We start from the raw sequence: 5,937 nt of genomic DNA, 5'->3' as shown, positions 1-5,937 counted from the left end.
GCAGCGTGGCGGCCAGGACGATCGTGGCCGCCGCCAGCACCGCCGCCACGCCGAAGGCCAGCTTCATGCCGCTGACCTGCGCCGGAATCGGAGCCGTGCCGTCCGCCACCAGGCTCGTCGCGCGCGACGACATCACCGTCACCACCAGCGCCGTACCGAACGCCGCCGCGACCTGCTGGAGCGTGCCGAGGATGGAGCTGCCGTGGGAGTACAGGTGCGAGGGCAGCGCGCCCATGCCGAGAGTGAAGACCGGGGTGAACGTGGCCGCCAGGCCGACCATCAGCAGCACGTGCAGGGCCAGGATCTGCCAGTACGGCATGGTCGTCGAGATCTGCGTGTAGCCGAGGAGCCCCAGCGCGATGGCGGCCGAACCCGGCACCACCAGGCGGCGGCTGCCGAACCGGTCGAACGCCTTGCCGACCGTCGGGCCCAGCATGCCCATCGCCAGACCACCCGGCATGACCAGCAGGCCCGTCTGCAGAGGGCTGAGGTCGCGGACGTTCTGCAGGTACAGCGGCAGCAGGATCATCGAGCCCATCATCGCCAGGAACCCAACGGACATCACGGCCAGGGACCGGGTGAACGCCCCGTACCGCAGGGTCCGCAGGTCCATCAGCGGGGTACCCGACCGCTGCAGCCGGAGCTGGCGGAGAGCGAAGAGACCGATGGCCACGATGCCGCCGGCGGCGATGCCGAGGCCCAGGCTCCTGCGGTCGCTCTCGCCGATCAGGCTCAGGCCGTACACCAGCCCGCCGAAACCGAGCGCCGCCACACCGACGCTGACCCAGTCGATGGAGCTGACCTGCGGCTCACCGATGTCCTCCAGCTTGCGCAGCCCGAACACCGTCACGAGCCCCGCGATCGGCAGCACCACCACGAACAACAGCCGCCACGACCCGGCCTGCAGGATCACCCCGGACACCGTGGGGCCCAGCGCCGGCGCGGTGGACATCGCCAGGGTGACGTGGCCCATCACCTTGCCGAGATGCTCGGCCGGCACCACGGCCATCAGCGTGGTCATCAGCAGCGGCATCATCACCGCCGTCCCGGCGGCCTGCACGATCCGGCCGGCCAGCAGCACGGCGAAGGTCGGCGCGACGGCCGAGATCACGGTGCCGGCGAGGAAGGTGCTCATGGCAACGGCGTACGCCTTGCGGGTGGTGACCCGCTGGAGGAACCACCCGGTGACGGGGATCACGACGGCCATGGTGAGCATGAACGCCGTGGACACCCACTGCGCCGACTGCTCGGTGACGTGCATCGACTCCATCAGCCGCGGAATCGCGTTGATCATGATGGTCTCGTTGAGGATCACCACGAACGTCGCCAGCACCAGCAGCCGCACGACGGTCGGCGTCCGCCCGTCCGCGTCCGCGGCGGCGGGTCGTTCGGATATCGCAGCTCGCATGACAGCTCCTCGCTGGGGTTCCTGATCACAGTCACCCGGCAGCCGGGGCCGCGGACTGGATGGTTTCTGTCGTTCCACAGAGACAGACCGGCGGACCAGCCGGAACTCATCGGCGCCCCGATAATCGCACGTCAGCGCGGGAACCGCCGCCGATTTTCGGTGGCCCGGAGCAGCACGGAACGAACGCCCCAGGCAGCAGGAGACCCCAGCTCAGGCTGGGCTGATCCGGGGTGTCTGAGCCCCTGCCGGATCCGAACCGACGACCTACGCGCTACGAGTTGTTCGAGCGTTCCACGCACGTCCATGCACATCCGAGAACCTGCCTTAGCCGCAGACCAAGCAGCCTGAGGAGCACGGCGCGGGACCATCCCCGCGGTTGCGGGGAGCCCCACGTGCCTAGTTACGTAACTAGGTCGGGAGGACCACCCCCGCGGGTGCGGGGAGCACAGCACGCCGTACGAGCGGCTCCTCGCCGAGGAGGGACCATCCCCGCGGGTGCGGGGAGCACCGCCTGCTCGCCGAGGAACTCCCGACCGGGACGGGACCATCCCCGCGGGTGCGGGGAGCACCCGTGGCAAGGGGCATTTCGTAGACGCCGGTCGGGACCATCCCCGCGGGTGCGGGGAGCACTTGTGAGTGGATCCGCCCCCGGCCCATGTGGCGGGACCATCCCCGCGGGTGCGGGGAGCACCCTTCTTGACCTGCATCCTTTCCAGCACAGGCACCAGGTTTCAATCGCTTTCTCTGAATCGGGCATTCCCGTCAATTGCCGTTGCGGTAGCGCGGCCACCCGCAACAGGTACGACAGTCCGCACGGGCCTTCCTACTCGGCGCCATGGCATCCATACCCGTCCACCGTGGTCCACCCCCAGTGGCAGCTCCAGCGGCTCACGTGGCGACATGGCTGCAAGGACCCGCACGCCTGCGGCGCCCGGCTACACCGCTTCGGGCCCTGCCCGAAGGGCTGCACCCGGCACGCCCGCGCGTGCCCGGAGCGCAAAGGGCGGCGGGTTCGCCTTCACCCGGCCCAAGACGAAGAGCACGAACCCCGTACCGATCCCGCCGCCGTTCATCCCCCACCTACGTGAGCACAAGGCACAGCAGGAGGAGGCACGGGCCGCCGCGGGCGAGCTGTGGCAGGAGCACAGGGCGCTCTTCACACAGCCGGACGGGCGCCCGCTGGACCCCCGGGCGGACCGGGAGGAATTCAAGGAGCTGCTTGCCGAAGCCGGGGTCGATGACCGGCGACTCTACGACGGCAGCCGCCACACGGGGTGGACATGCCCGCCATCATGGAGATCCTTCGGCACACCCAGATCAGCCAGACACGGCGCTACGTCAAGGGCAGATCGCACCTCTCCAAGGACGCCATGTGCCGCACGGGCAACACCTTCATGCCCCACCCCGGGGACGCATCTGAGACCAAGGACACCCCAGCGGCGACGACGCATCCGATAGCGGAAAACCCCAGCTCAGAGCACGTCTGAGCTGGGGTGTCCGAGCCCCCTGTCGGATTCGAACCGACGACCTACGCTTTACAAGAGCGTTGCTCTGACCAACTGAGCTAAGGAGGCGCGCCCGAGCAGTGTAACCGGGGGCCGGGGCGGTGCGGTGATGCGTTTTCGGGACCTTCGAGGTGGTGACAAGGGGCCTGACCGGCAGGTACGGTCGGCGCCAAGGTTCACTCAGTGGACTACACCACATCCTTTACTCGGATCGTCCGGCACGTTCCTGCCGGTGAAGGGAAACACCATGGCAACGGTTTCGTTCGACAAGGCGACCCGGACCTACCCGGGCTCCGAGAAGCCCGCGGTCAGCGAGCTGGAGATCTCCATCGACGACGGCGAGTTCCTCGTCCTCGTCGGTCCGTCCGGCTGCGGCAAGTCGACCTCCCTGCGCATGCTCGCGGGTCTGGAGGACGTCAACGCCGGCACCATCCACATCGGCGACCGCGACGTCACGCACCTGCCCCCGAAGGACCGGGACATCGCCATGGTGTTCCAGAACTACGCTCTGTACCCGCACATGACCGTCGCCGACAACATGGGCTTCGCGCTCAAGATCGCCGGTGTGCCGAAGGCCGAGATCCGGCAGAAGGTCGAGGACGCCGCCAAGATCCTCGACCTCACCGAGTACCTCGGCCGCAAGCCGAAGGCGCTCTCCGGTGGTCAGCGGCAGCGTGTCGCGATGGGCCGCGCGATCGTCCGTGAGCCGCAGGTGTTCCTCATGGACGAGCCGCTGTCGAACCTCGACGCCAAGCTCCGCGTCCAGACCCGTACGCAGATCGCCGGGCTGCAGCGCCGCCTCGGCGTCACCACCGTGTACGTCACGCACGACCAGGTCGAGGCCATGACCATGGGCGACCGGGTCGCGGTGCTCAAGGACGGCCTGCTGCAGCAGGTCGCCACGCCGCGCGAGATGTACGACAAGCCGGAGAACCTCTTCGTCGCGGGCTTCATCGGCTCCCCGGCGATGAACCTGGTCGAGGTCCCGATCACCGACGGCGGCGTCAAGTTCGGCAACAGCGTCGTGTCCGTCAGCCGCGAGGCCCTGGCCGCCGCGGCCGACAAGGGCGACCGCACGGTCACCGTCGGCGTCCGCCCCGAGCACTTCGACCTGGCCAACGGCGACGCGCCCGCGGAGAAGAGCCTGTCGAAGGAAGCGGACGGCGCCCCGGCCGGGCTGCCCGTGACGGTCAACGTCGTCGAGGAGCTGGGCGCCGACGCCTACGTCTACGGCTCCGCGAACGTCGGCGGCGAGGACAAGGACCTGGTCGTCCGCGTCCCCGGCCGCGCCGTGCCGGACAAGGGCTCCACGCTGCACATCGTCCCGCGCTCCGGCGAGACCCACGTGTTCTCCACCTCCACCGGCGAGCGGCTCAGCGACTGACGTACTGAGCCGCACCGCCCGGCAGTTCCTTACGGAACGGCGCCGCCGCCCTGGGCAAGGAGGGCGCGGCGCCGTTCTGCTTTTCCGGGACCGTACGGCGGCCGAATCGGCAAGTGCGTCGGAAAGTCCGGCACTTCGTTCGACGTCCGCGTCAACACGGAATTCGAATTTCCCGGCCAACCGCGCTCGTTGGAGTGACGCAATGTCGCCAAATCACTACCGGTCGCTAGCATCGCCCTCGTGAAACAGGCAGCCCGCCGTATCGGCAGAACCATCGCATTCGTCCTCCCCGTCGTACTCGTTCTGTCGGGTACGCTCGCGGTCGCCACCGTCCCCTGGGCGTCGCCCTCGACCGACTCCCGGATGCTCAGCGCCTCCGCCAGGAGCGCCGCCAAGTCCGGTGTCGGCGCCCCGCAGGAGGTGCTGCGGGACCGGCTCATCGCCGAGTTGCAGGAGAAGGACCCCGGCGCCGCGCTCACGCAGTTGCAGCGCGAGGTGCACGCCCGGCCGTCGCTCGCGCGGCACTGCGCCGCCATCGCCCGCGCGCTGGGCGAGGCGGCGGTCGCCAAGTACGGGGTCGCCCGCGCGCAGTCGTTCTCGCGCCCGGTGTGCGACACCGCGTTCGCGTCCGGGGTCGTCACGGCCCAGTAGGGGCGTCCGGTACCGGCCGGGAGCACGGGACCCCGCACCCGCGGCCCGTTGCTACCGGCCGGTTAGGGTGCGGGTATGACCGCAGCCGCAGCAGCACAACCCACTCAAGCCGTGGTCCTTGCCGGGGGGCAGGGGTCACGGCTTCGTCCGTACACGGACGACCGGCCCAAGCCGATGGTCGAGATCCCCGGCACGGGCGTGCCCATCATCGGGCACCAACTGGCGTGGCTGGCGGCCGAGGGCGTCACCGACGCGGTGGTGTCCTGCGGGCACCTCGCCGAGGTGCTCATGGAGTGGCTGGACGCCACGGAGCTGCCCCTGAAGGTGAGCTGCGTGGTCGAGAAGGAGCCGCTCGGCCGCGGCGGCGGGCTGAAGTTCGCGGCGGCGTCGCTGCCGCGTCCCGACGAGCCGTGGTACGCGACGAACGGCGACATCTGGACCCGGTTCTCGCTGACCGAGATGGCGGCGTTCCACCAGGAGCGGGGCGCGGACGCCACGCTGGCGCTGGCGCGGCCGAACATGCCGTGGGGCGCGGTGGAGACGGACCAGTTCGGGCACGTCATCGACTTCATCGAGGCGCCCCCGTCGCCGTATCTGATCAACGCGGGCGTGTACGTCTTCTCCGCCGCCTTCCGCGACCTGCTGCCGGACCGCGGCGACCACGAGCGCGCCACGTTCCCGCGGCTTGCGCGGCAGCGGCGGCTGGCGGGCTTCCCGCTGCCGCAGGGGGCGTACTGGCGGGCCATCGACACGGCGAAGGACCTGACGGAGGCCGCGAAGGAGCTGCGCCAGGGGTAGGGCCCGGGAAAGGAGCAACACCGGGGTCGGTGCCCGAGGGTGGGTGTCTGGCTTCGGGTGCCGGCGGCAGTGGCCGGGACGCTACGGGCCGGGGCGCCCGCCCCGGCCCGTACGCCCTGCTCCTAGCCCAGCAATCCGCCGACCAGCCCCGGCGGCTTCTCCTCCCCGCCGCCGCCCGTCGACCCGCCGTC

The 5,937-nt window shown here is 70.1% G+C and carries 4 protein-coding genes, 1 tRNA gene, 1 pseudogene and 1 CRISPR repeat array; of the genes and pseudogenes, 4 read left to right on the top strand and 2 right to left on the bottom strand.

Annotated features, from left to right (window positions below):
- Positions 1-1,408 (bottom strand): MDR family MFS transporter (locus H5J30_RS14890; RefSeq protein WP_181787917.1); only part of this gene is annotated, 1,408 nt, incomplete at its 3' end.
- Between the two features lie 359 nt (positions 1,409-1,767).
- A CRISPR array of direct repeats spans positions 1,768-2,099; the repeat unit is 30 nt; unit sequence CGGGACCATCCCCGCGGGTGCGGGGAGCAC.
- A 172-nt stretch (positions 2,100-2,271) separates the two neighbouring features.
- Between H5J30_RS14890 and H5J30_RS14885 the strand changes: the two are divergent.
- A pseudogene (locus H5J30_RS14885) lies at positions 2,272-2,895 on the top strand (tyrosine-type recombinase/integrase); the annotation flags it as partial.
- A 13-nt stretch (positions 2,896-2,908) separates the two neighbouring features.
- On the opposite strand, the gene H5J30_RS14880 reads toward H5J30_RS14885, so the two are convergent.
- A tRNA-Thr gene (locus H5J30_RS14880) sits at positions 2,909-2,982 on the bottom strand.
- 178 nt (positions 2,983-3,160) lie between these two features.
- Here H5J30_RS14880 and H5J30_RS14875 point away from each other — a divergent pair.
- The 3 genes from H5J30_RS14875 to H5J30_RS14865 all read left to right on the top strand — a co-directional run bounded on the left by H5J30_RS14875 (position 3,161) and on the right by H5J30_RS14865 (position 5,746).
- A complete protein-coding gene (locus H5J30_RS14875; protein ID WP_181787916.1) occupies positions 3,161-4,297 on the top strand; it encodes an ABC transporter ATP-binding protein in 1,137 nt (378 codons plus the stop codon).
- 240 nt (positions 4,298-4,537) lie between these two features.
- The gene (locus tag H5J30_RS14870; protein ID WP_181787915.1) at positions 4,538-4,948 is read left to right on the top strand and encodes a hypothetical protein; all 411 of its coding nucleotides are present in this window, start codon (positions 4,538-4,540) and stop codon (positions 4,946-4,948) included.
- A gap of 75 nt (positions 4,949-5,023) precedes the next feature.
- Positions 5,024-5,746, top strand: a complete 723-nt coding sequence (locus tag H5J30_RS14865; RefSeq protein WP_078560051.1) for a nucleotidyltransferase family protein — start codon at positions 5,024-5,026, stop codon at positions 5,744-5,746.
- Positions 5,747-5,937: the final 191 nt, after the last annotated feature.

The organism is Streptomyces phytophilus (assembly GCF_013870535.1).
Taxonomy (GTDB): Bacteria; Actinomycetota; Actinomycetes; order Streptomycetales; family Streptomycetaceae; genus Streptomyces; species Streptomyces phytophilus.
Note: the sequence above shows the minus strand (reverse complement) of the source record. Positions and strands in the feature narration are given on the sequence as shown.